This window comes from Pseudomonadales bacterium, assembly GCA_024234615.1.
Classification (GTDB): Bacteria; Pseudomonadota; Gammaproteobacteria; order Pseudomonadales; family IMCC2047; genus JAJFKB01.
In genome coordinates this window covers 503,336-528,997 of sequence record JACKNY010000002.1, presented here as the reverse complement: position 1 = coordinate 528,997, position 25,662 = coordinate 503,336, and the positions used below count along the sequence as shown (strand labels likewise).

General features: G+C 45.6%; 23 protein-coding genes and 1 pseudogene. 18 read left to right on the top strand and 6 right to left on the bottom strand.

All coding sequences use genetic code 11. From position 1 onward, the window contains the following. Nucleotides 1–14 precede the first annotated feature (14 nt). From H6995_11640 to H6995_11590, 11 genes and pseudogenes are all read left to right on the top strand, one after another. Nucleotides 15–3,503, top strand: a complete 3,489-nt coding sequence (locus tag H6995_11640; protein MCP5215648.1) for a hypothetical protein — start codon at nt 15–17, stop codon at nt 3,501–3,503. Continuing rightward, nucleotides 3,503–4,078, top strand: coding sequence for a hypothetical protein (locus tag H6995_11635; GenBank protein ID MCP5215647.1), 576 nt, complete (start codon nt 3,503–3,505; stop codon nt 4,076–4,078). Before H6995_11640 ends, H6995_11635 begins: the two co-directional genes overlap by 1 nt. Before the next feature lie 166 nt (nt 4,079–4,244). Continuing rightward, a complete protein-coding gene (locus H6995_11630) occupies nt 4,245–4,901 on the top strand; it encodes a 2OG-Fe(II) oxygenase (protein MCP5215646.1) in 657 nt (218 codons plus the stop codon). A gap of 591 nt (nt 4,902–5,492) precedes the next feature. Continuing rightward, nucleotides 5,493–8,033: a hypothetical protein gene (locus H6995_11625; protein ID MCP5215645.1), complete on the top strand. Its 2,541-nt coding sequence runs from the start codon at nt 5,493–5,495 to the stop codon at nt 8,031–8,033. A gap of 305 nt (nt 8,034–8,338) precedes the next feature. Then, complete coding sequence (locus tag H6995_11620; protein MCP5215644.1) at nt 8,339–9,169, top strand: hypothetical protein; 831 nt, start codon at nt 8,339–8,341, stop codon at nt 9,167–9,169. A gap of 49 nt (nt 9,170–9,218) precedes the next feature. After that, nucleotides 9,219–9,752, top strand: coding sequence for a hypothetical protein (locus tag H6995_11615; protein ID MCP5215643.1), 534 nt, complete (start codon nt 9,219–9,221; stop codon nt 9,750–9,752). Further along, entirely contained in the window at nt 9,749–10,171 is a 423-nt protein-coding gene (locus tag H6995_11610) for a hypothetical protein (GenBank protein MCP5215642.1), read from the top strand. Before H6995_11615 ends, H6995_11610 begins: the two co-directional genes overlap by 4 nt. After that, on the top strand, nt 10,165–10,914 hold the full coding sequence (locus H6995_11605) for a hypothetical protein (protein MCP5215641.1): 750 nt from the start codon (nt 10,165–10,167) through the stop codon (nt 10,912–10,914). The genes H6995_11610 and H6995_11605 overlap by 7 nt, the downstream gene beginning before the upstream one ends. Further along, complete coding sequence (locus H6995_11600) at nt 10,914–11,072, top strand: hypothetical protein (GenBank protein ID MCP5215640.1); 159 nt, start codon at nt 10,914–10,916, stop codon at nt 11,070–11,072. Before H6995_11605 ends, H6995_11600 begins: the two co-directional genes overlap by 1 nt. A gap of 149 nt (nt 11,073–11,221) precedes the next feature. Continuing rightward, a complete protein-coding gene (gene sbcB / locus H6995_11595) occupies nt 11,222–12,652 on the top strand; it encodes an exodeoxyribonuclease I (GenBank protein ID MCP5215639.1) in 1,431 nt (476 codons plus the stop codon). A 172-nt stretch (nt 12,653–12,824) separates the two neighbouring features. Then, nucleotides 12,825–13,060 (top strand): annotated as a pseudogene (locus H6995_11590) (ferritin). Between the two features lie 44 nt (nt 13,061–13,104). Here H6995_11590 and H6995_11585 read toward each other — a convergent pair. Beyond that, a complete protein-coding gene (locus tag H6995_11585) occupies nt 13,105–15,981 on the bottom strand; it encodes an insulinase family protein (GenBank protein ID MCP5215638.1) in 2,877 nt (958 codons plus the stop codon). 336 nt (nt 15,982–16,317) lie between these two features. On the opposite strand from H6995_11585, the gene H6995_11580 reads away from it, so the two are divergent. The 3 genes from H6995_11580 to H6995_11570 all read left to right on the top strand — a co-directional run bounded on the left by H6995_11580 (nt 16,318) and on the right by H6995_11570 (nt 18,394). After that, a complete protein-coding gene (locus H6995_11580; protein MCP5215637.1) occupies nt 16,318–16,737 on the top strand; it encodes a VOC family protein in 420 nt (139 codons plus the stop codon). Nucleotides 16,738–16,901: 164 nt separating this feature from the next. Beyond that, complete coding sequence (locus H6995_11575; protein MCP5215636.1) at nt 16,902–17,747, top strand: lysophospholipid acyltransferase family protein; 846 nt, start codon at nt 16,902–16,904, stop codon at nt 17,745–17,747. Nucleotides 17,748–17,929: 182 nt separating this feature from the next. Beyond that, a complete protein-coding gene (locus H6995_11570; GenBank protein MCP5215635.1) occupies nt 17,930–18,394 on the top strand; it encodes an Hsp20 family protein in 465 nt (154 codons plus the stop codon). Between the two features lie 73 nt (nt 18,395–18,467). Here H6995_11570 and can read toward each other — a convergent pair whose 3' ends face one another. From can to H6995_11555, 3 genes are all read right to left on the bottom strand, one after another. Continuing rightward, nucleotides 18,468–19,064, bottom strand: coding sequence for a carbonate dehydratase (gene can, locus H6995_11565; protein MCP5215634.1), 597 nt, complete (start codon nt 19,062–19,064; stop codon nt 18,468–18,470). Nucleotides 19,065–19,121: 57 nt separating this feature from the next. Next, nucleotides 19,122–19,283: a YqaE/Pmp3 family membrane protein gene (locus H6995_11560; GenBank protein MCP5215633.1), complete on the bottom strand. Its 162-nt coding sequence runs from the start codon at nt 19,281–19,283 to the stop codon at nt 19,122–19,124. Nucleotides 19,284–19,417: 134 nt separating this feature from the next. Beyond that, on the bottom strand, nt 19,418–19,606 hold the full coding sequence (locus H6995_11555; GenBank protein ID MCP5215632.1) for a CPXCG motif-containing cysteine-rich protein: 189 nt from the start codon (nt 19,604–19,606) through the stop codon (nt 19,418–19,420). 219 nt (nt 19,607–19,825) lie between these two features. Here H6995_11555 and H6995_11550 point away from each other — a divergent pair, with 219 nt between their 5' ends. Continuing rightward, complete coding sequence (locus tag H6995_11550; protein ID MCP5215631.1) at nt 19,826–20,149, top strand: hypothetical protein; 324 nt, start codon at nt 19,826–19,828, stop codon at nt 20,147–20,149. Nucleotides 20,150–20,247: 98 nt separating this feature from the next. Here H6995_11550 and H6995_11545 read toward each other — a convergent pair whose 3' ends face one another. Next, complete coding sequence (locus H6995_11545; GenBank protein MCP5215630.1) at nt 20,248–21,399, bottom strand: pyridoxal phosphate-dependent aminotransferase; 1,152 nt, start codon at nt 21,397–21,399, stop codon at nt 20,248–20,250. 206 nt (nt 21,400–21,605) lie between these two features. Here H6995_11545 and H6995_11540 point away from each other — a divergent pair, with 206 nt between their 5' ends. From H6995_11540 to H6995_11530, 3 genes are all read left to right on the top strand, one after another. Then, on the top strand, nt 21,606–22,775 hold the full coding sequence (locus H6995_11540) for a phosphoglycerate dehydrogenase (GenBank protein ID MCP5215629.1): 1,170 nt from the start codon (nt 21,606–21,608) through the stop codon (nt 22,773–22,775). Nucleotides 22,776–22,835: 60 nt separating this feature from the next. After that, nucleotides 22,836–23,927 carry a 3-phosphoserine/phosphohydroxythreonine transaminase gene (gene serC / locus H6995_11535; GenBank protein MCP5215628.1) on the top strand — a complete coding sequence of 364 codons (1,092 nt, stop codon included), beginning with the start codon at nt 22,836–22,838 and terminating at the stop codon, nt 23,925–23,927. A gap of 220 nt (nt 23,928–24,147) precedes the next feature. After that, entirely contained in the window at nt 24,148–25,446 is a 1,299-nt protein-coding gene (locus tag H6995_11530; protein ID MCP5215627.1) for an MFS transporter, read from the top strand. Here H6995_11530 and H6995_11525 read toward each other — a convergent pair. Continuing rightward, complete coding sequence (locus tag H6995_11525; protein MCP5215626.1) at nt 25,417–25,632, bottom strand: hypothetical protein; 216 nt, start codon at nt 25,630–25,632, stop codon at nt 25,417–25,419. The two genes, H6995_11530 and H6995_11525, sit on opposite strands and share 30 nt — an antisense overlap. Between the last annotated feature and the right edge of the window lie 30 nt (nt 25,633–25,662).

The following is a 25,662-nucleotide window of genomic DNA, read 5'->3' as shown; positions in this document are numbered from 1 at the left end:
GAATTAGACAGGCAATGCGAGTTCGTATAAAAAACATAATTAGCTATAAAGTGCTTCGAGAGTCTACTTTCGTTGCCCTTGCTTTGTTTGCGTCGCGAGCAATGTCTTCTGATGACCTACTTTTCGATAACCAGCAATTTTTATTAGATCCTTCTGCTCGAGTTTTTAACGAGCAACCTATTTCTGCCAACACAACTCAAGTGAATGAAAACGATAAGAGTGGGGCTCCGCTCGAGTTGGCAAATGTCGTATTGCAAGAAAAATTAAACCTCAATAAAAGCGCTCTCCCACTCCTGTCAGACCAGCCGTTACCAGGCGAAATAACACAAAATAAAGGTAACGCAGAGCAGTCAAATGTTGTAAAGACTGTTGGTTTAAAAGCCGGTGATGCAGCGCTCATATTGCCGGGTGAATATTTCTCAAGTGGATATGCGGAAACTGAAGTGGCTCAATTCGTCCTTACTGGCCGAGGCGCTTGGGAAGGTATCAGAATTGATGACCTTGATTTAGCGATTGCAGAAGATGGCTCGCGTTATTTGCCTCTTATAAGGCTTCTTGAACGCTTTGAGGTAAGAATTTTAGCTCAAACGGATAGATTAGTTATTCAAACAGATTGGGGTTCTGAGGTTAATTTGGATCTTAATAGCGGTGCCATGGAGCTCAATGGAAGCCGACAAAAGATCAGGTTTATCACTGGTATTTCCGATATAACAGGTGCCAGGGAAGTATATGTCCCCGCAGCAGTAGCAGCCGAAATATTTGATATTTCTTTGGCTTGGGATGAGTCTAACTATGCCTATAATGCAGCGTCAGATCATTCATTTGCCATCTGGGAAAAGCAATATGAGCGTTTTCGTGGTTTGTCCGCAGCTACTGTAGCGCCAATTGGTATGCCCGAAGCGCATGGTGCGGCCTCGCCAGATAAACCGTTGGTGGGTTTTGTAAAAACTCGAGCGAATTATAGTTCTCGATATACTGACCTTTCTGGGACAGCTCTCAACGCATCCTTCTCAGAATCAATTTGGGGACATTTTGGAGGAGGACGGTATCGATTAAATTTTGATCAATCCAGTTTGTCTTATCAGCAACATGCTGGTTTTACTAAGCCTGATCGAGACTATAGCATTCCTTCGCGTTTTGACTGGACTCGAACCTATGATAATCATGAATTATCATTGGGTGATGCTGGCTTTTCCTTAAATGATTTGGCCTTCCCTTTTATAAATCTAACGGGTGTCAGGGCCAGCGGTACTTTCGCGTTAGGCGGACAGGATTCGGAAAAGAGTCAAAGTTTTGGAAATTTTCGTAATTTTGTAAAAACGAAAAGTTACACCGGTACCGCAGAAGAAGGTTCGGTCGTTGAATTGGTTATTAACAATAGAGTTGTCGAAACAATTATTGTTCGGGAAGACCCTGCGTTACCGGCGGGTTATGGTACTTACGAGTTTGCTGATGTATCGATTCCCAGTGGTAGCCTCGTTGATATAAAAATTGAAATCAAAGAGCCTAACGGGACTGAGATTACCCTGGATAAGTCAACCATTCGAGGTGACAGCTTATTACCAGAAGGCCAATTGGTTTACATCGGCGGGATGGGGACGGATCGTAATAGATTAGAATGGGGTGCCGACGGCATAATGGCTGGTGGACGTGTACTCTACGGCTTGAATTCACGAGTTACTTTGGGAGCAACACTTGCCCATCAAACCGGCATTCATGCCAGAAACCAGTTTGAGTCCAGCGTGCGAACATATGCGGATCAAAGTAGCCATATTGGCACAGAAGTATCTTGGCTGGCTTTTTCAAACCTCATGCTTTCGGCAGACCTCGCACAAAGCTTTGGTAGCAGTGAATTACAAAAAGATATGTCTTTTGATGGTATGGGAGCCAGAGTTAGGGGAAATTGGTATCCATTTCAAGGGCTTGATTTCTCCGCACAGTATTTTCGTTATGATAATGGGTTTTTTAACGGTGTTTCTGCCGAGTTGCAAGATCGTGAGGGGTATAGCGTTAGAGGTACATGGCGAAATAATGCTTGGTTTAATCTTGATGGAACGGTTGGCGAGATCAGTGATAACCTGGAACGAGACAATGAAACCACCAATACACTGGGTTTCCAAAATTTAACGCTGACAACAAAAACAATACCATATTCTGCATTTTATTTGTCTGCCAATCGTTTTACACCGAATGAAAACGATGAAGTAACCCAGTTAACGGTGGGAGCAAACTTTGATTTCCCGTCTTTTTATCTGGCAGTTAGGAAGCAAGGAGCACAATCCGGACGTTTAGGTTACGGCCATTCGCAGTTGTTTAATGGTGTTACGGTGGACGGTAATCTTGATTTAGCAAGTACGGAAAGTATGCAGGTATCTTTGGCGAAAGTGTTTGCAGGCGAGCATCGCCTTACTTTTGATTGGTCTGAAAATGGTGATTACTCACGGCGGGTTTCAGTGGATCATGATTGGAGAGGTATGCTATTTGAAGATTTAGGATGGATGCCGCTGGGATTGCAGGATAAATTCATTGGACTCTCAACTGAGGTCGGGCATGATTCATGGGTGGACTCCTATTACATTCGTAACAGGTTGAACTTCTCGCTTAATAATAATCGCGGAAACAGAATTAGCCTTACTTCAGAGTATGACCAAAACAGAGGGTTTGGCATTTTTATAGACGTTAGCATGGAAAGCCTTTTTGCGAACAGCGGTAGTGGTTATAAAGTATCTCGCGCTACCAGCTACTTAAATCCAGAGTATGGTGGTGTTAAAGGTAGAGTCTATTTGGATCAGAATGGTAATGCCCAATATGACCCAGGTGAACCTGGTGTTCCGGATATTGGGGTGCTTTCCGAGGGATCTCATGGCGGCATGATGACGAATGAACAAGGACTTTTTTCCGTCAGCAAACAGCTGAACCAGGATGAACTCAGATTATTCTTAAACGAAGAAACAATACCTGCACACTATAAGCCAACCCATGGTTTACAAACCGCCTTTCTTGAACGTGGTGCTTATACTGAAGTTAATTTTGGTGTGGCGCCGCTCGTGTCGGTTGCTGGCAAGTTACAGGGACAGCGTCAGGAGAATTTAAGTGGCTATGAGCCTATCGTTGGCGCGAGAGTATATCTAACCGACCAATCAGGAAAAACTGTTGGTGAGTCAGTAACTGGTAACGACGGTAGTTTTTATCTTGATTCCATTCCAGGCAGGTATTCATTACAGGTTGATCCAAAAACAATTGATAAAAAATTATTGTTGTTGGATCGATCTCGCGAATTAGTAATAAGCGGTACGGAAGAGTTTCAGGAGCTTGAGGTTCAACCGTTGTTAGCGAAGATCATCAGTGATAGAGAGTTAGAGCGTATCCAACGCGGGGATTACAATGTGGGAGAGTTCGATCTGGACATTCCTCTCATCAAGGAAAGTATTAATTTTGATGCTGCATTAGGGTCAGAAAATTTTGAGCAACTGTTGTTCGATAGTATAGGCTTTGATCTCTAATGAATATGACAAAGTTTCAGTATTTTTTTCTATCAATTTTCCTTGGAGTTACCTCTTTAGGACAAGCGGAGACTCCAGATTCATTTAGTCATGCCAATGAGCCTACGCCAGAAGTCACAGTTCGCGCAGTGAGTGAGATTGTGAATGCCGGAGACTTAAAAAGAGATGGATTGGAAGCGACCTTTGAGTTTTGGATTGAAGCTGAAACGGATCAAGTAAATTTGAGCTGTTTAGTTTCGGATTTGAACCTAAAAAATGATGTGCATGATTCATCTGGTGTGCAATTAGACTCATCTAAAGGATGTCGAATTGAAGTTATTGACGGCTATTCGGTGGCAGGAAAAAACTGGGAGCTAGTTGATTTTAAAAATGAAAGACACACAATTGATGGCAGCCTAAATGCTAGGAAGAGTGACTACGTAACCTTTAGAACCATAGACGCGACAAATTTTAGACGTAATGTCTATGTGACTGTTAGTTGGCTACGATCTGGCGAATCCAAGCCAGTAGGAAATTATGAAGGCTCAGTAAAACTGCTTGCTGCTGCTCCAGATAAGATTTATCCAGCCAAATAATCTAGTATAATCCCTAAAACTAATTTGCATTTGGCTATTCTACTTGTAGCGGCGAGCAAATAGAGGTCACTCTATAGCTCGCACTCATATGTTTTCTGACATTTGGTGTCGATAACATATCCACCCATTTGTGTGTTTTGTATCCATTTTGGTATAGAGCATTTAAATGTCTGAAAAAAAAGCATCACTCAGTTATAAAAAATCTGCAGCTTTGGTCCCAGGAAAAAATTTTCCGAAACTAAAACTTAACGTCGTTGAAAAAAATCAAATGCAGCTTTACAGCATTGATGATTTTCTCTCGCCAACAGAATGCGAGCAAATAGTTGCTCTTAGTCAACCTCGGTTTGAGTATTCCACCACAGAAGGATATCTAGAGGATTTGGGGTTTCGAACCAGTAAAACATGCCATTTATATAAGCTTGATAACCCGTTCATTAAATCAATAGAAGACAAAATCGCAAAATGTATGGGTATCCGGCTACCCTACTCGGAAGATATCCAAGTTCAGAAATATGAAATTCAGGAGGAATATAAAGCACATCGGGATTACTTTAATTTAACCGATGTCAGCAAAGGAGGCCAAAGAACGTGGACATTCATGGTCTACCTCACTGAGGTTGCAAAGGGAGGCGGTACTAAATTTGTTGATTTGGATGTGACTATTTCTCCAAAACTAGGCCGGGCGGTTATTTGGAATAATCTTCACATAAACGGAGAACCTAACAGAAGTACGGTGCACCAAGGTCTACCAGTTGAAGAGGGGACTAAGATTATTATCACAAAATGGTTTAGGGATAGAGGTGTTGGCAGGGCTTGGTACTAATTAACCAGGGTCGAAAATCCAAGGTTGATAGAGTTACTGAAAAAATTGTCGGAAACTTTATACTTTGAGTGAAAATAAATTTTCATCGCCCTAATGTCGATATTTTTTACATAAGTGTTATTGGCGGCGTTAAATTCGGAGAAACTATTTATTTTTGAGAACGGCGGCCGCAATTTTGTAATTTTAAAAAAGTGATATCGCCAGCTTGGTATGTGAAATAACGAAGGTGCGGGGCTGGGCCGACGAAAATTATTATTATAAATCAAAGTATTGCTTTCCTTTCGTGAAAAATAACAACGTTTCAAATGCGTTATAGTTGGTTCTAGATGAATTTTTGGAAGTTGACCTTTTTGTCAGCCAGTATTTGGATACAGGTTGGCACGAATCTAGCTTGTATTAATTAGATAAAGTTAAAACTCAAAAATACGAAAGTCTGATATCAGCTGTCTTCGACTTAAGAGCTGTGGGAATTTGAGAGTTAACGACTATACTTTTTATCAATAGTTATACTGTATTTACTCTGCCCCAGCACTGTCGTTTGAAATAAGATCGCCAGGGGCATCAAAACCGGATTTTTAAATAGGGTGTAGAATGAGGCCAATAAAACGTAAGATATTATTTGGATTTTTCATTTTTAATCTCTGTTTACAGTGTGCGTTTGCCACAGTTGCTGCGGCGTCCTCAGATGTTCGGTACTCTGATGTACGGCCAATAATCATTTCGGAACAAGTACAAGGGTCACAAGGGTTAGAATTAGCGATTTTTGCTTATGGCGTGCCCTTTCGGTTGGTGCTGCAAAAAAACGAAAAGCTGCTGAATCAGTTTCAAAATCCAGAAAAAATAAAAAACGTTGAGCTGTATTCTGGGGAGCTCGCGAACGTTCCAGGTTCTTGGGCTCGTATCAGTAAAGTAAGGGGCAAATACAACGGAGCATTTTTTGACGGGTCAGAGCTGTTTCTTATTGATTCGGTCGAGTCAGTACAGGATAAATTGGTATACACAGAAACGCGAGGTGACCTCAAGTCTCGAACTATTAAAACCGATCGCGTAATTTATAAGTCCTCTTCAGTCGAAAGTAACGGCACCTGTGGAATGCATGTTAGCGGTGCAACGAATATGGCTTCTGGCTACCAGGCACTGGTGGAAGAGTTAGAGACTGCGGTGCCTAATGCGGTAGCTGCATCTTCTGCAACACTAGAAATTAATGTTGTTATTGTCACAGACACTGAATATGCGTCTTCAGTTGCGGGGAATGTCACTGAAGAAGTGATGTCGCAAATGAACATTGTGGACGGTATTTTCTCAGAGCAAATTGGCGTACATATTAATATTACGAACATAATGCAGCTTAGCAGTAATGGCTCCCTTACCTCCACAGATCCACTTAATTTATTAAGCAACTTCCAGGCATATGTGAATAGCCAAGTCGGGAATCCTGGCCTTGCGCATCTATTCACAGGTAAAAACTTGAGTGGCAATACGGTAGGAATTGCTTATTTGAATAGGCTTTGTCACAGCTACGGAGTTGGGTTAACTCAGGCTGGCGGCAATGGCGCATTTGGTGCTTTGATCGCAGCGCACGAATTTGGACATAACTTTGGCGCTCCGCATGATAATGAGTCGGGTTCGGCATGTGCGTCAACGCCAGGCATATATTTAATGAATCCGATTATTAATGGCAGCACCTCGTTTTCCCAGTGTAGCCGAAATCAAATTGGCCCTTCGGTGAATGCAGCGCAATGTATTGGCTCATTTACCCCAGTTCCACTATTCACTTCTGTGCCGTCCATTACTGCCAGAGTAGGGTTGCCCTACATATATGATGCAGACAATCGCGCCAGTGCTGCAGGTAGTAACCCTATTACATTTAGTTTGAATAATGGGCCTACAGGGATGACGGTTAGCGAAACGGGTTTGGTGAGTTGGATACCCCAGCCTGGCCAGGAAGGTAATCAGCCTGTGCAAATTATTGCTAGTAACGCGGCAGGTAACGATACACAAAGCTTTACTATTAACGTTATAGCGGCACCGAGTTATCCTGTTATCAATTTCAATCAACAGCCAGTCACACCCTTTGTCCTCACAGAGGATATATCCGGTACTGTTGCGATTGAAAATAATGGTGTGACCTTACGGATTAATGGGAATCGGTGGAAGAAGATAGACTTTCCATACGTTATTACGCCAGACACAGTGTTAGAGTTTGATTTCAGTAGTAGCCAGGAGGGAGAGATTCACGGTATTGGCATGGCCAATTACTCACAGCTTGATGTGAGCAAAATATTCAGACTCTATGGAACTCAAAATACGGGCATCTCAACTTATGCCAATTATTCCGGTCTTGGCCTCCAGCATTTTGTGATACCTATTGGGCAGCACTATACGGGAGTGATGCAATATTTGTTCTTTGTAATGGATGACGATATCAATGTGATAGGCGAAAGCTCGTTTAGCAATGTGCGAGTGTACGAGAACGTGCCGCCGCCACCGACGCCAATTGCGCCTGCCATTACCTCGACGCCGAATACGACAGCCACGGTGAATACGGCCTATAGCTATGACGCCGACAGCCGGGTGGAAGCGAGCGGCACCGCCCCGATCAGCTATACCTTGACTGCCGCGCCCACGGGCATGACCATCAATAACGGCCTCATCAGTTGGACACCACAGGCGGGTCAGGAAGGGGTTCATGCAGTGACCATTCAGGCCACCAACAGTGCCGGCTCCGATACTCAGAGTTTTACGGTTACTGTCGCTGCGGCGCCGGTTAATCCAGGTATCAGCTTTAATAGTAACCCACCATCGGTCTATGTCAGTTCTGAGGATGGCACGGGTACCGTGACGGTAGAAGATGGCGGAGCGACGATACGGTTAGTGGGTAACCGTTGGCAGAAGATCAATTTCCCTTACACGGTGACCGCGAATACGGTGCTTGAATTTGATTTTCGCAGTTCGGTGCAGGGAGAAATTCACGGTATTGGCTTGGATAATGATTTGTTCCTGAGTTCAAACTTAACCTTTCAGGTATACGGTACCCAAAGTTGGGGTTTGCTGAATTATGCAAACTACACCGGTGGTGGGCGCACAAGCATTATGTATATGATTCGGTGGGTCAGCATTACACGGGAGTGATGCAATATGTTCTTGCGATGGATCATGACATAGGTGCTAATGGAGAGAGTGTATTTAGCAATGTGCGAGTGTACGAGAACGTGCCACACCGCCACCACCGACGCCAATTGCGCCTGCCATTACCTCGACGCCGAATACGACAGCCACGGTGAATACGGCCTATAGCTATGACGCCGACAGCCGGGTGGAAGCGAGCGGCACCGCCCCGATCAGCTATACCTTGACTGCCGCGCCCACGGGCATGACCATCAATAACGGCCTCATCAGTTGGACACCACAGGCGGGTCAGGAAGGGGCTTCATGCGGTGACCATTCAGGCCACCAACAGTGCCGGCTCCGATACTCAGAGTTTTACGGTTACTGTCGCTGCGGCGCCGGTTAATCCAGGTATCAGCTTTAATAGTAACCCACCATCGGTCTATGTCAGTTCTGAGGATGGCACGGGTAGCGTGACGGTAGAAGATGGCGGAGCGACGATACGGTTAGTGGGTAACCGTTGGCAGAAGATCAATTTCCCTTACACGGTGACCGCGAATACGGTGCTTGAATTTGATTTTCGCAGTTCGGTGCAGGGAGAAATTCACGGTATTGGCTTGGATAATGATTTGTTCCTGAGTTCAAACCTAACCTTTCAGGTATACGGTACCCAAAGTTGGGGTTTGCTGAATTATGCAAACTACACCGGTGGTGGTACTACCAAGCATTATGTGATTCCGGTGGGTCAGCATTACACGGGAGTGATGCAATATCTGTTCTTTGCGATGGATCATGACATAGGTGCTAATGGAGAGAGTGTATTTAGCAATGTGCGAGTGTACGAGAACGTGCCGCCACCACCGACGCCAATTGCGCCTGCCATTACCTCGACGCCGAATACGACAGCCACGGTGAATACGGCCTATAGCTATGACGCCGACAGCCGGGTGGAAGCGAGCGGCACCGCCCCGATCAGCTATACCTTGACTGCCGCGCCCACGGGCATGACCATCAATAACGGCCTCATCAGTTGGACACCACAGGCGGGTCAGGAAGGGGTTCATGCGGTGACCATTCAGGCCACCAACGGTATCGCTCCGATACTCAGGTTTTTACGGTGCTGTCGCTGCAGCGCCACGGTTAATCGATATCAACTTTAATAGTAACCACCATCCGGTCTATGTCAGTTCTGAGGATGGCACGGGTACCGTGACGGTAGAAGATGGCGGAGCGACGATACGGTTAGTGGGTAACCGTTGGCAGAAGATCAATTTCCCTTACACGGTGACCGCGAATACGGTGCTTGAATTTGATTTTCGCAGTTCGGTGCAGGGAGAAATTCACGGTATTGGCTTGGATAATGATTTGTTCCTGAGTTCAAACTTAACCTTTCAGGTATACGGTACCCAAAGTTGGGGTTTGCTGAATTATGCAAACTACACCGGTGGTGGTACTACCAAGCATTATGTGATTCCGGTGGGTCAGCATTACACGGGAGTGATGCAATATCTGTTCTTTGCGATGGATCATGACATAGGTGCTAATGGAGAGAGTGTATTTAGCAATGTGCGAGTGTACGAGAACGTGCCGCCACCACCGACGCCAATTGCGCCTGCCATTACCTCGACGCCGAATACGACAGCCACGGTGAATACGGCCTATAGCTATGACGCCGACAGCCGAATTAAGGAAGCAGGCGGCACCGCCCCGATCAGCTACATATTGCCGCGCCCACGGGCATGACCATCAATAACGGCCTCATCAGTTGGACACCACAGGCGGGTCAGGAAGGGGCCCATGCGGTGACCATTCAGGCCACCAACAGTGCCGGCTCCGATACTCAGAGTTTTACGGTTACTGTCGCTGCGGCGCCGGTTAATCCAGGTATCAGCTTTAATAGTAACCCACCATCGGTCTATGTCAGTTCTGAGGATGGCACGGGTACCGTGACGGTAGAAGATGGCGGAGCGACGATACGGTTAGTGGGTAACCGTTGGCAGAAGATCAATTTCCCTTACACGGTGACCGCGAATACGGTGCTTGAATTTGATTTTCGCAGTTCGGTGCAGGGAGAAATTCGCAGTGATGGCTTGGATAATGATTTGTTCTGGTTCAGAAACAACGCTTTCGGGTATACGGTACCCAAAGTTGGGGTTTGCTGAATTATGCAAACTACACCGGTGGTGGTACTACCAAGCATTATGTGATTCCGGTGGGTCAGCATTACACGGGAGTGATGCAATATCTGTTCTTTGCGATGGATCATGACATAGGTGCTACTGGAGAGAGTGTATTTAGCAATGTGCGAGTGTACGAGAACGTGCCGCCGCCACCGACGCCAATTGCGCCTGCCATTACCTCGACGCCGAATACGACAGCCACGGTGAATACGGCCTATAGCTATGACGCCGACAGCCGGGTGGAAGCGAGCGGCACCGCCCCGATCAGCTATACCTTGACTGCCGCGCCCACGGGCATGACCATCAATAACGGCCTCATCAGTTGGACACCACAGGCGGGTCAGGAAGGGGTTCATGCGGTGACCATTCAGGCCACCAACAGTGTCGGCTCCGATACTCAGAGTTTTACGGTTACTGTCGCTGCGGCGCCGGTTAATCCAGGTATCAGCTTTAATAGTAACCCACCATCGGTCTATGTCAGTTCTGAGGATGGCACGGGTACCGTGACGGTAGAAGATGGCGGAGCGACGATACGGTTAGTGGGTAACCGTTGGCAGAAGATCAATTTCCCTTACACGGTGACCGCGAATACGGTGCTTGAATTTGATTTTCGCAGTTCGGTGCAGGGAGAAATTCACGGTATTGGCTTGGATAATGATTTGTTCCTGAGTTCAAACTTAACCTTTCAGGTATACGGTACCCAAAGTTGGGGTTTGCTGCGTTAATGGCGTTTTTCGGTACAGGTGGTACTACCAAGCATTATGTGATTCCGGTGGGGCAATTCTATAGGGGTGTGATGCAATATCTGTTCTTTGCGATGGACCATGATATAGGTGCTACTGGAGAAAGCGTATTTAGCAATGTGCGAGTGTATGAACAGTAATCTATGGCCAGAACGTTTAAAGACACATTAGTTGTTTAATGGAAGAATACCGACCATTGACTTCTTCGCCATAGGTAAAAGGCGAGTTACCATTAGACCGCATTGAGATAAATCCCCTACAATACCAATAAAAATTATCGAGGATACCCATGTCCTTTTATTGGTATGATTTTGAAACCTTTGGCGCGGATCCTTTCCGTGATCGCCCAGCCCAATTTGCCGGTATTCGTACCGATGATAATTTCAATCCCGTTGGTGATCCATTAGTTATATATTGTAAGCCCGCTAACGACATGTTGCCGCAACCGGAAGCCTGTCTGATTACCGGCATTACCCCGCAGTTAGCTGCCAGAGAAGGCGTCTGTGAAGCGGAATTCATTCGTCAAATACATATGGAATTTTCTCAGCCTAATACCTGCGTTGTGGGTTATAACTCGATTCGCTTTGACGATGAGATTACCCGCAATTGTCTCTATCGCAATTTTTATGACCCCTACGCGCGGGAATGGCAAAACGGCAACTCACGCTGGGATATTATTGATATGGTGCGCTTAACGCACGCATTGCGACCGGAGGGTATCAATTGGCCGAATCATGAGGATGGACGTCCCAGTTTTAAGCTTGAGCAGCTCACCAAGGCAAACAATATAACGCATGAGGCGGCGCATGATGCTTTGTCGGATGTTTGGGCAACTATCGCCCTGGCCAAGCTGATTCGTGAAAAACAGCCGAAGTTGTATGATTATGTCTATCGACATCGCGATAAACGCTTGGTTGATCAGCAATTGAATCTGCAAGATAAAAAGCCAGTTCTACATATTTCCTCAAAATATCCTGCCGATAGAGGGTGTGCAGCAATAGTTGCGCCATTGGCGAGGGATAAGGTCAATAAGAACGCGGTTTATGTCTATGATTTGAATATTGATCCACAGTCGTTGTTAACTTTGGGCGCTGAACAGATTCGGGAAAGGGTCTTTACTGCTAGCGATCAATTACCCGCGGGGGTTAACCGTATCCCACTGAAAGCGATCCATGTCAATAAATGCCCGGTTGTCGTACCAGCCAATTTAGTGACGCCAGAAGTAGCGGAGCGGTTAAATATCGACATAGCGGGATGTTTGGAAAATTTAGAGAAAATCAAGCAAGCGCCAGATTTAGGGGCCAAGATAGCTGATGTGTTTGATCAAAGTTATGATCAAGTAACCGATCCTGATTTGATGCTCTATAGCGGTGGTTTTTTTAGTAATCATGATAAAAATCTGATGGAGCAATTAAGACGCTTACCGCCGCAACAATTAGTGGATCTCCGGCTAACCTCGGATGATCAGAGAATCCCAGAAATGCTGTTTCGCTATCGTGCTCGAAACTATTTAGAAACGCTCTCAGAAGCTGAATTGGCGCATTGGGAAGAATATCGAAAGGACCGGTTAACCCAGCGTGATGGAGGTGGCAGTATTACCCTGAAGGATTTTTTTGAGAAAATTACAAACCTTCGGGCTGATACCAAATTGGATAGTAACAAGCTGTCAATCTTAGACGCGCTAGAAAACTATGCAAATGGTTTTGCTCTAAGGAATTAATCAGGAGCCCCTCAAAGAAAGGCCCGGTTCTGACAAGTTGGTTAACAGGCGTCAGGTTAAAAGATGTAATAATGAGCTCTCAATTCATTATCTAAGTTAAAAACCGGAAGTACAGTATGGCAAATGAAGCTACGAACCTATTACAGAACTTTCCGATGCGACGCGTATTGATATGCACCGGGCGATTAGCGCTTCTCTGATGGAAGGCTGGAGGCGGTGGATTGGTATAACCAACAGGTTGACGCCTGCAAAGATAAAAAAGAAGCTCAAGGCGATTTTGGCACAATAATCGAGATGAAGAAAAGAGCATGCGGCAATGGTGTTGAGTGGATTCGCCGTCAGGACGCAAGCTTTGACCATGAGCTAAGAGATTTTTTATTCACGGATAAACTGATAGCTCATGAATAACGGTGTAAGAGGCCCGTACAGCGGGCCTCTTAACTATTATTATCTTAAAAAAACCGCTGTGGCAGAGCGTCTCTTGTTTTAACCGATATATATGTCTTAATCGCCTTCAGATCGAGCGGAAAGCGTTCTCCATTTGCCATAACGGTGAGGCTGCGTTTCTTTTCGCCGAGGAAGTAATCGGAGTATTCCTGTTTAAAATTATCTAGCGAATAGGCGCTCACGGCGGCAGCCAGCCGCTCGCGCTGATCGAATTGATAATTTTCCCGATCAATTTCTTGCCATAGGCGGCCTGAACGCTCAGATAAACGTGTTTCTTGTTCTAATATTCGGGTAACCAGCGCATTTTGATGTTTGCTGAACTCGGCCTTGCTCATGGTCTGCACCTGAGCGTTAAAGTGCCTTAAGAATTCATCAATATGATGCGCAAGGTCAACCGCTGAAGTGTTGGGTGATTGAATGACGAGTGCGGTTGCTGGGACATCCATGAGATTCATCGAAGTGGCGAAAACGATATAACCACGCTGCTGCTCTGTGCGAAGCGCCTGATAGAAAGGCGCAGATAGGACTTGATTAAACAGCGCAAAACGCGCTGCGGTGGAAACGCTCTTGTCATCGCCTTGAATGTAAGCGGTGATGGCGGAATCGGGATGATCTACTTTGAGAGAGTGAAGCAGAGCTTTGTTTGTTGGCAACTTAATCATCGGTTGATGCGGAACCGGTTGTGCTGCCGCAGTACTGAGGAACTCATGCTGTAACAGTTGCGCCATCCGCTTGGCATCGTCAAGCGTTAGGTTACCATTTGCCAAAGCGACTATTTCAATCTTTTCCTGGTATTCGCGAATGAAAGCCTCAAGGTCAGCGAGCGTCAATGCGTTGAGTGTACGAATCAATTCTTGCTCGGGCCAAGCGGATAATAACATCAGCTCGGAAACCTGACTCAGGCTTTGGTTATAAGGCTGATCCTTTTGTGCATTTTCTAAGTCACGGGATATTTCATTCTTGAAAATTGCAAATTTTTCTTCACGTAATATGGGGGTTTTGAGTTTCTTGCTAATATCCTCGAGCAGCACCAGTTGCTTATCCTGATAACCAGAAATCCGTACGGATAGGCCCCGAACATGACGATAGAGCTGATAGTTTAATCCGGCTAAATAGGCCGGGTAGCTAAATTCGCTGAGTTGATCGTTAACGGCTTTAATATAAAGCTCGGTCAGTAATCGATGAGCAGGTGTATCGTTTGCCTTGGGTGAACGAATAGCGAAATAAAAATCTGCACGAGGTGTATTAAAACTGGTGTCCTGGAGATGCCAGAGCGTGAGGCCGTCTGCAATCTTAACACGTAGAGGTAGCGCTCCTTTGGCGAGGTTGGGTTTTACAGATAAATCCTGAGCGATAAAGGGGTTGGCTTCCGGTAGTGTTAGTTGAGTCTGCAGGTTCTCAGGTAGCGGAGTTAGCCAGCCAGCTATTTGTTCGGGGGAAATGGTGCTGATGCCATGGGGTGTTTTAAACCAGTCTGTCAGCTGATCTGTTTGTGCTTCTTTCGCCACCAGCATCACAATCATATTTTCGGGCCTCAGTTTTGCTATCAGTTTCTGAATTAGTTGAGGATCGAAATGTTCAAACAGATAAGGCGCGCGCAACAGGTCCTGCGTTGGGTAATGGTGCAGTTGGGTGGCAAGTGTAGTAACTTCATGGATACCTCTACCGTTTTCCTTAAAGTCGAAGTCCATTTGCGCCAACCGCTGTTGTTCTTTAAAACGCCAGGCGTTAATTCCTTGGTCTAGGATCAAGCGTATATAGGCAAAGGTCGTTTGTATAACTTGATCGGTTTGGGTCAATCCGGCTGCCGTTAAAGAGTAAGAAATTTGGAAAGTAGAGGCGTCACTGGCATTGTGACCGACGCCGGCATAAAGGCTTTCAACCCAGCCTAAATTTTTTAACAGCGACAGCAGGCTGCCGGGACCTTCATGGCCAAGGAGGTTGGCAATATAGTAGGTTGGCTTACTGCGATAATAGTTATACAGGCTCGGCATTGGAAAATGTAGCGTCAGCTGGCGAATATCCTTTTCAGGTGTTATTTCTACCTTGAGGGGAAGCTGGCTCTTCTCAAACAGCGGTTGGGTAATTTCAATCCTTGTTGACTGATGATTGGGGATGTGGGTGAACTGTGCTTTGACTAACGCTTCAAGTTCGTCAACAGACTGGTGCCCGAGTACTACCAGGCTCATCAGGTTGGCGGAATAATGGCGTTGATAAAAGTCCACCAGATCCTTCCGTACAGGCTGATTAGGTCTATCAGCCAGTGTTTCCAAGCTCCCGACAAAGAATGCCGAAAAGGGGTGTTCGGGGTTGGCAATGCTTTTGATCACTTCATACTGTCGTCGGTAATCATCCTTAAGCTTTGACTGATACTCTGAATCTACCGCATGTTTTTCCCGCTCAACATAGTCAGCGTTAAACAGCGGCGCGATAAAAAATTGCGCAAACCGATCCAGCGTCGGAGCTAAAAAATCTTTGTCTACATCAAAAAAATAGTTGGTATGTTCAAAGTCTGTATAGGCATTATGGGTGCCGCCATGCTCGCTAATGAACTTCTGATAACCCCCGGCTTCGGGATATTTTTCGGTGCCGAGGAAAAGCATGTGCTCAAGGAAATGTGCCAGCCCCTGACGACCTTCGGGGTTAGCGTTACTACCGACATGCACATCTAACGCGGCGGCTGCTTTATCAGTGTCTGGATCGGAGATTACTAATACCTTGAGTTGATTGGGTAGGGTAAAACTATGATATTGGCGATTATCGTTGGCGCTTTTAACAATTGAGTCTTCAGTGCCCGTTGGGTGTGAGCTACAGCTCTGAATACCAATATAGAGAAGAGCAAACAGGAAAATGGTAGTTAGTCGGCGTATTGTTTGGAGCACTAAAAAATCCTTATTGCAAATAACGATGGCTTTTGTCAGAGCGAGTTAAGACCCGAAGTGCTAGTTTAGGTTCAGTGAAGGTTCTGTCAATTCAATTACTGAAAAACTAAAAAGTCAGGTGGTTGGTTGGAGCATCATATTTTTGCTGATTTGTCAGGTTAGTGTTTTGATACCGCATTTTCAATGGATCAACGAGGGCGATAGGGTTGATTGTACTTAGGGAATCCAGCATGCTGCTTGTTGATTCTCTGAATCAGCTTTAGCGGGGAATCATCGGATTGCAGGAAGCTATGTCTGAAAGCAAGTGCTTAAAAGTAAGTATCTGAAGGTGAATGTATGAAGGTAAATAAACTGGATCACATCTGTATAGCGGTCCGAAATATTGAGGCGGCTAGGAAAAACTGGGAGCCGATATTGGGAAAAGAAAAGCCCGATGACTGCTATATTGATGAGCCAGAAAAAATTAAGGTAGCGCGCTACTGGGTTGGTGAGATCGGGTTCGAATTGATCGAGGCGACCTCAGCTGACAGTGAAGTCGCCAAATTTATAGAGAGTAAAGGCGAAGGCGTAATGTTGGTGAGCTTAAATGTTGATAATACGCGTGAAGCTATTTCTGAACTGGCGCAACAGGATTACCCCATTATTGGCGGTGCCCGCCCTTTTCGTGAAAGCGAGTTTACTTTTGTGCATCCCAAAAAAATGAATGGGGTGTTATTAGAGCTGATTGATTACCCTTGGGATGAATTCAAGGAATAGGGTATAGCGGAATTTGTACTATGCCTAATAACAACGAGCCTATGGTTGATTCCGGTGCCCGGAGTTTCCGTTCCGCTACATCCCCCTTATAATGACTCCTCGCTGTTGCAGGGGATACCTCTCGTCAGAATCATATGAAAATCAAATGAGAATACAAAAGTTTTATGTTGTTTAAGTTATTTGCAAAATTACCGTTGCCTCTGCTTTATACCCTGTCGGGACCAATCTATTTTGTTACCTATCATCTAGTTCGTTATCGGCGCGGTATTGTGCGAGAGCATTTAAGTACCGCTTTTCCCACCTCCAGTGAAAAAGAAATTTGCCGACTAGAAAAGCGTTATTATCGAAATCTGGCTGATGTGACGGTTGAAGTGGTGAAGGGAATGGCGATTTCAGAGGCTGAATTTGAAGCGCGGGTGACCCACAAAAACTATGATTTAGTCAAAGGGTTTATCGACCAGGGTAAATCGCTTCTTTTACTCTCCTCCCACTCTGGAAATTGGGAGTGGTTGCAATTAGCCATGGGCTTGCAACTACCGATTCTGGTAGAAAGTATATATAAGCCGCTGCACAGCAAGACCATGGATCGGGTTTTTTACGAGATGCGTACTCGCTTTGGGGCTAGCTTGGTTAATGCAGTGGACTTGATGGGCGAGGTGATTAAGAACCGCAAAAAACAGCGTGCTTATGCGATATTAGCCGATCAAAAACCACGCGGCAGCGGGCGATGTCATTACACTGATTTTCTAAATCGCGATACCCGGTTTTTCGTCGGTCCTGAGAAAATCGCACAGTTTGCCAAATTGCCCATTATTTATGTGCGCATGACGCGAGTTAAGCGTGGTTACTACGAAATTGAGTACCAGCTGTTAGCGGAACCACCCTACGAAAAAAATAAAGATAGCTATCCGGTTACCGAACTCTACGCCCGTGCCGTTGAAAGCCATATTTTGCAGCATCCCGATAGTTGGTTGTGGTCAAATCGCCGTTGGCGAGTACGCAACCCCTAAAGCGCTGTCGGCTCATTATTAGGCATTTACCCCTCTTGAAAAAATGTTGATTGCCCATAAATAGAAGTTACGGGTGCTCGAATGAGGCTCGTACTGGAAATCTTAACAGTGGGATTTCTTTAATTTAACCGCCCGGTCTTAGGATGGGCAATCACATATTGCTTAATTGAGAGGATATGACAATGGCAAGATTAGACTTATCACCTTTATTCCGTTCATCTGTTGGTTTCGATCATCTGGCTTCTATGCTGGATAGCGCAAGCCGTGTTGAACAACCTGCTTACCCGCCTTATAACATTGAGCGTGTAGGTGAAGACAAATACCGTATTACTATGGCAGTAGCTGGGTTTGATGCGTCCGAGCTGGATATTGAGTCTGAGCGTAATACCTTAAAAGTCAGCGCCATCAAAGCTAACGCTGAAGAAGGTCGCGAGTACCTTTACCGCGGTATCGCTGCGCGTAATTTCGAGCGTAATTTCCAATTGGCCGACCACGTGAAAGTAGTGGGCGCGAATCTTGAAAATGGGTTATTACACATTGATTTGGAACGCCAGATTCCTGAGGCAATGAAGCCAAGAAAAATTGAAATTTCAGCGGAAACGCCAAAAAAACTGATTGAGAACGAAAGAGCTTCATCAGCGGCTTAGTTCCATCTTAGGCGATTAACTCAATAAAAAGGGAGGCGATTTCGCCTCCCTTTTTTATATAAACTAGCAGCGATTAGCGACTATTTTCACCTCTGCTTACCTGCAAGTCCCGAATCAAGCCATCCGCGATGCTATAAATCCAGCCATGCACAAATAGCTTTTGTCCCCGTCCCCAGGCCTGCTGTACGATAGTGGTTTCGCTGACATTATTGGCCTGCTCGATAACATTCAGTTCGCATAACAGGTCGCTCTTTTCTTGATGCGATAGGTTTTCGAATCTACTAGCATGGCGCTGTTGGATATCCTTTATATTCTGCAACCAATTATCAATAATCCCTAATTGCAGATTATTGAGAGCTGCTTCAACGCCACCGCAACCATAGTGGCCGCAGACAATGATGTGTTCGACTTTAAGCACATCCACGGCATATTGCAGAACTGAGAGAAAATTAAAGTCGGTATGTATAACCAGGTTGGCGACATTTCTGTGGACGAAAATCTGCCCCGGCTGCATACCGACAATTTCGTTGGCTGGCACCCGGCTATCTGAACATCCGATCCAGAGATATTTGGGGCTTTGTTGTTTTGACAGGTTGGGAAAATACGCTGGGTCGATCTGTTTGATGTGATCGGCCCAACGCATGTTGTTGGCAAGCAGGTCTTTAATCATAATTTATGTGGAATCCAAAAGGCCATTGTTGCGCAAAAGGTGAAATATTTTTTTAAATTAACGTGTTACCAGCCAGAGCGCGTGTACGACACCCGGTAAAAACATCAGTAAGCATAAAACAATATTGATGATTAGGTCTTTCCCAACACCGCTTTTTAAAAAAACAGCAATGGGAGGGAGAAAAATCGCAAGAATAATGAGTACTATTTTGTTATCCATAGGAGAATCCTGACTGTTATTAATTAATAGTAATTTTTATTGCGTTACGGCGATACTCTATCCTTTACGTCCATAAATGGCAATCCAGTGATTGTGGAAAGAACACAAATGTTTAACCGGCTGATTAATAAGAGTTATTCGTCCTCTCGTCGAGTCAGGAAAGTATAGCTATCAGAGTGTTCCTGGTGTTGTATAGAGATTAATATAGGACGACAACAGACTTGGCAATCCTCGAAATATTGCTGATTGCCGCCTGAAACATCAGCTATTAACTGAATGGGTTCGCCACAATAAGGGCATTCCGTTGAAATTTCTTCCAGCATCTTGTTTTCCCAGAGTTAACTTTTAAAACACTTGGCCGATATGATTTATAAGACATAGATCATAAAATTTGATCCAAAAAATTAAGTAATTTGGTATTTGAGTAGGGTTAGTGGAGACGTATAGTAAATTGATTTCACGGTCGTTTACTTCTATACCTAGAGTTGTACCTTTTGAAGGTTATTGGAACAAACCAAGGCAACCTGGTGAGGTGAATAAGAATGGTAAATCTTATTCCAATCGGCACGGTTAATCGACCAGCCAACGAAAATAATGCCAGCAGACCAGCGGGAAACGTGCAGGAAACTTCCCGCTCAAAACGGTTGGCTGATCAGGAAACACCCGCGCCGGTCGAGCGACGACGCTCCGGCAATCGGCGGCATAGTCCGTCGGATAGACGTCGCTTAATCAAAGCGGCGCGCAAACCTGCTCAGGATAGAAGAAAGATGCCTGATCGCCGTGCAGTGCGAAGAGCTGAGTCAGAAAATCGACCAAAACCGGCGTCAATAATGCGTAAGGGTAGGATTATTGATGAACAGGTATAGAGCGTAATCTATATTAATATTTGGCAATACCGCTTTTAAAAAACTGCTGTTCAACCCCTTGGGCATTCAAACTAGTTAGAAACTCCTTTCCAAAGTCCTTAGATGTTACATAAAAGCTCTGCGGCTCGTTCTAGGGTTGCATCTTCTTTGCAAAAGCAAAAACGTATGAGCCTAGCATCGGGCGGCGATTGATAAAACACTGAAATAGGAATGGCAGCGACGCCCACCTGCTGTGTAAGATAGGTGACGAACTCGGTGTCAGGTTGGTTGCTGATGGCGCTATAATCAGCCAGTTGGAAGTAGGTTCCAGATGAGGGCGAAAACTCAAAGCGCGAGGCTGCTAGCGATTGGCAGAAAAAGTCACGTTTTGCTTGGTAAAAATCCGGTAGTTCCAGGTAGTGTTCTGGGCATTGTGTCATAAAATCAGCTAAGGCGTATTGAATCGGTGTGACACCAACGAAGGAGACGAATTGGTGTACTTTGCGAAATTCCAGCATTAGCTTTTCAGGAGCGACACAGTAACCGGTTTTCCAGCCCGTGACATGGTAGGTTTTGCCAAAGGAGGAGACGACAAAGGCGCGTGCGGCGAGCTCTGGGTAACGCAAAATTGATTCGTGTCTGTGTGCGTCGAATACCAAATGCTCATAAACCTCATCGGAAAGTAATAGGATATTGGTATCGCGCACCAGCTCCGCCAGCTGCTGCATATCACTTGTCGTCCATATCGTACCGGTTGGATTGTGTGGCGTATTAATAATGAGCATACGAGTTTTGGTGCTTATCGCATCCTTGACACGCTGCCAATCGATGGCGAAATGCGGCGCTAGCAGCGGCACATGTACGGTAACACCACCACTTAATTCGATAGCGGGCTGATAACTGTCGTAAGCGGGATCAAAGATGATGACCTCGTCGCCTGGGTGGATGGAAGTTTGGATGGCACAGAACAGTGCTTCAGTAGCCCCTGGCACAACGGTAATATTTTTTTCTGGGCAGGCGCTATGCTCATACAATAGTGATAGCTTTAGCGCGATTTGCTCTCGTAACGCCATAACCCCGGCAAGAGGGGAGTACTGATTATGTCCTGCTTGCACATAGTGACAGAGTGCTTGTTTGAGTGGTGCAGGGCCATCGAAGTCGGGAAAGCCTTGAGACAAATTAATCGCACCATATTCTGTTGCCATACGTGACATAACAGTAAAGATAGTGGTGCCAACCTGTGGTAACTTACTTTGCAAAGCGTAATCCATAATAAACTGCGGCTTAATGGAAATTGAATAATATTGGCGCAAGCTTAATGCTATCTGTGCGATCAAGCAATTAAGCCGATTGAGCGGCTAATAAAGTAGCGCGGAATTACCAGTGATCCGCCAAAATCTTACGCGTTGCCCTGTTAGTTTGCTCTGATCTCGGGTAAAATCTCCCTCCTTTTTTGCAGCGCAAAGGATTCAGGTTCATGTATAAAATTCAAACGCTTAACAATATTTCTATCAAGGGCTTAGAGCGCTTTACCCGTGACAAGTATGAAGTGGCGAGTGAAATAGGTCACCCCGATGCCATTCTGCTAAGAAGTCATAAGCTATCCGAGGCGGAAATTCCCGCATCGGTTAAGGCCATTGGTCGGGCTGGCGCAGGTGTTAATAATGTCCCTGTAGCGCGTATGACAGAACTGGGTATCCCGGTTTTCAATTCTCCTGGGGCTAATGCCAATGCGGTGAAAGAACTGGTTTTAGCGGCGCTGCTGTTAGGTTCGCGCGGTATCGTACAAGGTATCAATTATGTGAACAGCCTAACCGATTTGAGCGATGCGCAAGCCATGAGCAAATTGCTTGAGCAGGAAAAGAAGCGCTTTCGTGGACAGGAAATTGCAGGCAAGACCTTAGGTGTGATTGGTCTTGGCTCCATTGGCTCCAGGGTGGCGCGCATGGCCTTGGAAATGGGAATGGAAGTGCTGGGCTATGATCCAGCCCTCTCCGTTGACGCAGCCTGGCGTCTGCCCAGTGAAGTGCGCAAGATGGAAAATTTACAGTCTTTAATGGCGAAATCCGATTTTGTCACCTTGCATTTGCCAGCTATTGAATCCACTTATCACCTAGTCAATACTGAGTTGTTAGCGGCAATGAAACCGGATGCTTGTTTGGTCAATTTTGCCCGTGAAGAAATCGTTGATTCTGCCGCTGTGGCAGAAGCTTTAACGAATGATAAATTACGCCTCTTTGTGACAGATTTTCCAACCCCTGTGCTGATTCGAAATGATAAAGTTATTTTGATGCCGCACATTGGTGCCAGCACCCAGGAGGCCGAAGATAACTGTGCGGTTATGGCCGCTAATCAGCTGATCGATTTCTTGGAAAACGGTAATATTGTCAATGCCGTGAATTTCCCTCCCTTGAGTTTGGAACGCAGCACTCAGTATCGCTTGGCTGTGGTGAATAAGAACGTACCTAAGATGCTAGGCAGTGTTTTATCCGTGTTGGCGGACATGGAAATTAACGTAGTCGATATGCTCAACAAAAGCCGTGATGATATCGCCTATAATTTGATTGATATCGAATCACCGGTTTCAGAGGATATGCTTGCCAGTATCAAGGCAATTCAAGGCGTGATCAACGTCCGCGTGCTTTAACCGCGGAGCAAACGGCTTAACCAAAGCAATATTTTAACGAATAATCAGGGACCTCAAACTATGAGCTCACGAGTTTTTAATTTCAGCGCTGGACCGGCCATGTTGCCAACGGAAGTGATGGAAAAAGCGCAGCAGGAATTTTTGGACTATCGAGGTATGGGTGCCTCGGTTATCGAAATCAGTCATCGCTGTAAAGAGTTTGACCAAATTGTGGATCGTTGTGATGAACTGATTCGCGAGCTGAGTGGGTTGCCTAGTAATTACAAAATGCTTTATGTGCACGGCGGTGCACGTATGCAGTTTTCTGCGATTCCGATGAACCTGTTACCGCTCTCAGCTTCACGCAAGGCGGTGTATTTTGAAACGGGTAACTTTGCCAAGTTGGCGCGCAAAGAAGCGGAAAAATTTGGCAATATCAAAATCGCGGCCACCAGCGAAGCGACAAATTTTGACCGTATTCCTAAAGTGAGTGTTGCGGATGTTGATCAGGATGCGGCTTATGCCCACATGACCAGTAATAACACGATATACGGCACACGCTGGCAAGAATTCCCAGACACAGGAGTAGTGCCTCTAGTCGCTGATATGACTTCTGAGATATTTTCACGAGTTATTGATTACAGCCAGTTTGGAGCGGTGTACGCAGGCTTCCAAAAAAATCTGGGTCCTTCCGGCGTTGCTTTAGTAATGATGCGTGAAGACCTGATCGGCAAAGCGACGCCAGATACGCCGACGCTGTTGGATTACAAAGTCTATATGGATAACCACTCCATGGCGAATACCATCAATACTTTTGCGATGTACATGCTCATGCTCATGCTGGAGTGGAAAAAAGAGCAGGGTGGTATTGCGGCGCTGGAAAAAATCAACCAGCAAAAAGCCAAAACACTTTATGAGCTAATTGATGCTTCGGACTTTTACCTTGGATCAGCGCAACCGGAATCACGTTCAGTGATGACAGTCACTTTTAATTTAGCAAACAATGATCTGGCAGGACAATTTTTGGCGGAAGCACTGAAAAACGGACTTTATGCCTTGAAGGGTCATCGTGCGGTGGGTGGTATTCGAGCCTCTATCTATAACGCAATGCCGCTGGCTGGGGTACAAGCGCTGGCAGATTTTATGAAGGAATTTGAACGCGTCAACGGTTAATCGACAAACTTTAAAAAAAGGGCCAGAGTTCCTGGCCCTTACGTTTTCTTCCCTTCCCGCTCGGCGTTCCTGCTGTTTCTTAATTTAAAGTCCATCGTACTTACAGCGCTGGCTTTGCGTTGTTTTTTAATTCGTGGCAAGCTATGGCGGAATAATAACAAACGGTTTAAGCGATCAGTTCTTTCACTGATTCGTAACTGTACAATGGACTCCCTCTGAGATGCCTGAAAGCCCTGCCTCAGTTCAAAAAGTACAACTCTCGAATAAAATTTTTTATGGCTGGTGGAACGTGCTTGCCAGTTTTATCGGTCTGGCGCTTAGCTACGCCATGTTCACAGTTTTTGTGTTCGGTACTTTTATTACACCACTCGAAGCCGAATTTGGTTGGCAGCGGGGTCCGATGTCGTTGGCGCTGACCATTGCCAACATCACGGTGGTGTTCGCATCGCCGCTACTAGGGGTGTTGGTCGATAGAATGGGTGTGCGACGAGTGATGCTGGTCTCGGTGATATTGCTGGGGCTTTGTGTGGCTTCGATGAGCCAGCTCAATGGCAATATTTGGTACTACTATGCGATGCACTTGTTGATTCCCTTTCTAGGTGCCGGCACACTGCCTCTCAGTTATTCGCGGGTAATGATTGCTTGGTTTGCAAAGAAACGCGGCATTGCGCTGGGTATTTCTCTTGCTGGTTTCGGTGTTGGCGCAACCATTATGCCGGCTATTGCCCAGTTCATTATCGAAAATTGGGGCTGGCGGGAAGCTTATCTGACTTTTGCGGGTATGGTGCTTTTTATATCGTTTCCACTGACCTATTTTTTGCTACGTGAAACGCCTCAGGAGTTGGGTTTACAACCCGATGGAAATGCCAGCCCTGCCGACGAAAGTAGAGCGGTGCCCGCGACCGACGCCGATATTGGTTTGACCGCGAACGAGGCAATGAGAACGAGAAGTTATTGGCTGATTTTTGGCTCTTTCGCCTTAATAGGTATTGGTATTACCAGTATCTTGGCACACTTGGTGCCACTGTTGATTGGGCGTGGAATAGCCCCAGCCACAGCGGCGATGTGCATGAGTAGTCTCGGTTTTGGTTTGATTTTTGGGCGAATTTTTGCAGGATTTTTGATGGATCGCTATTTCGCGCCTTATGTAGCAGCAATATTTTTACTCGGGTTATTCGTGGGGGTGGTGATTTTAGCTACTGGAACCGCTGGGCCCATTGTATTTTTTGCCGCCGTGTTAGTGGGTTTGGCGACAGGCTCCGAAATCAGTGAAATTGCTTACATTGTTAGCCGTTACTTTGGTCCTAAAGCCTTTGGGCAAATCTATGGAGTCATGTTCGCAGCTTTCCAGCTGGGCTCTGCTATGGGTGCTTATGCGATGGGGCGTTACTTCGATAGTGCTGGGAATTACATCAATGCGCTTTGGTTGGTTGCAGTGTTGGTAGCAGTGGGTATTGTGCTGATTGTGTTGTTAAAAAGCTATCCGGATCTAACTGACCACCAGCTCAATGGTGAGTGAGTAGTAATAAAAGACGGATAAAAAGATACAGATAAAATCAATCAGATTTAACAAAAGATTAATCATTGCGTAGGTTAAACCATGATCTTGAATGTCATAGCGCAGGTCATAAATATCGATAATTAGATCATGGAAACCATAGCTTTTCCCGTTTGAAAAATTGTTGAGTGTGAAAAAAAAGATCATTTGCCAGCATAGAAAAATGAGAAAAACAAC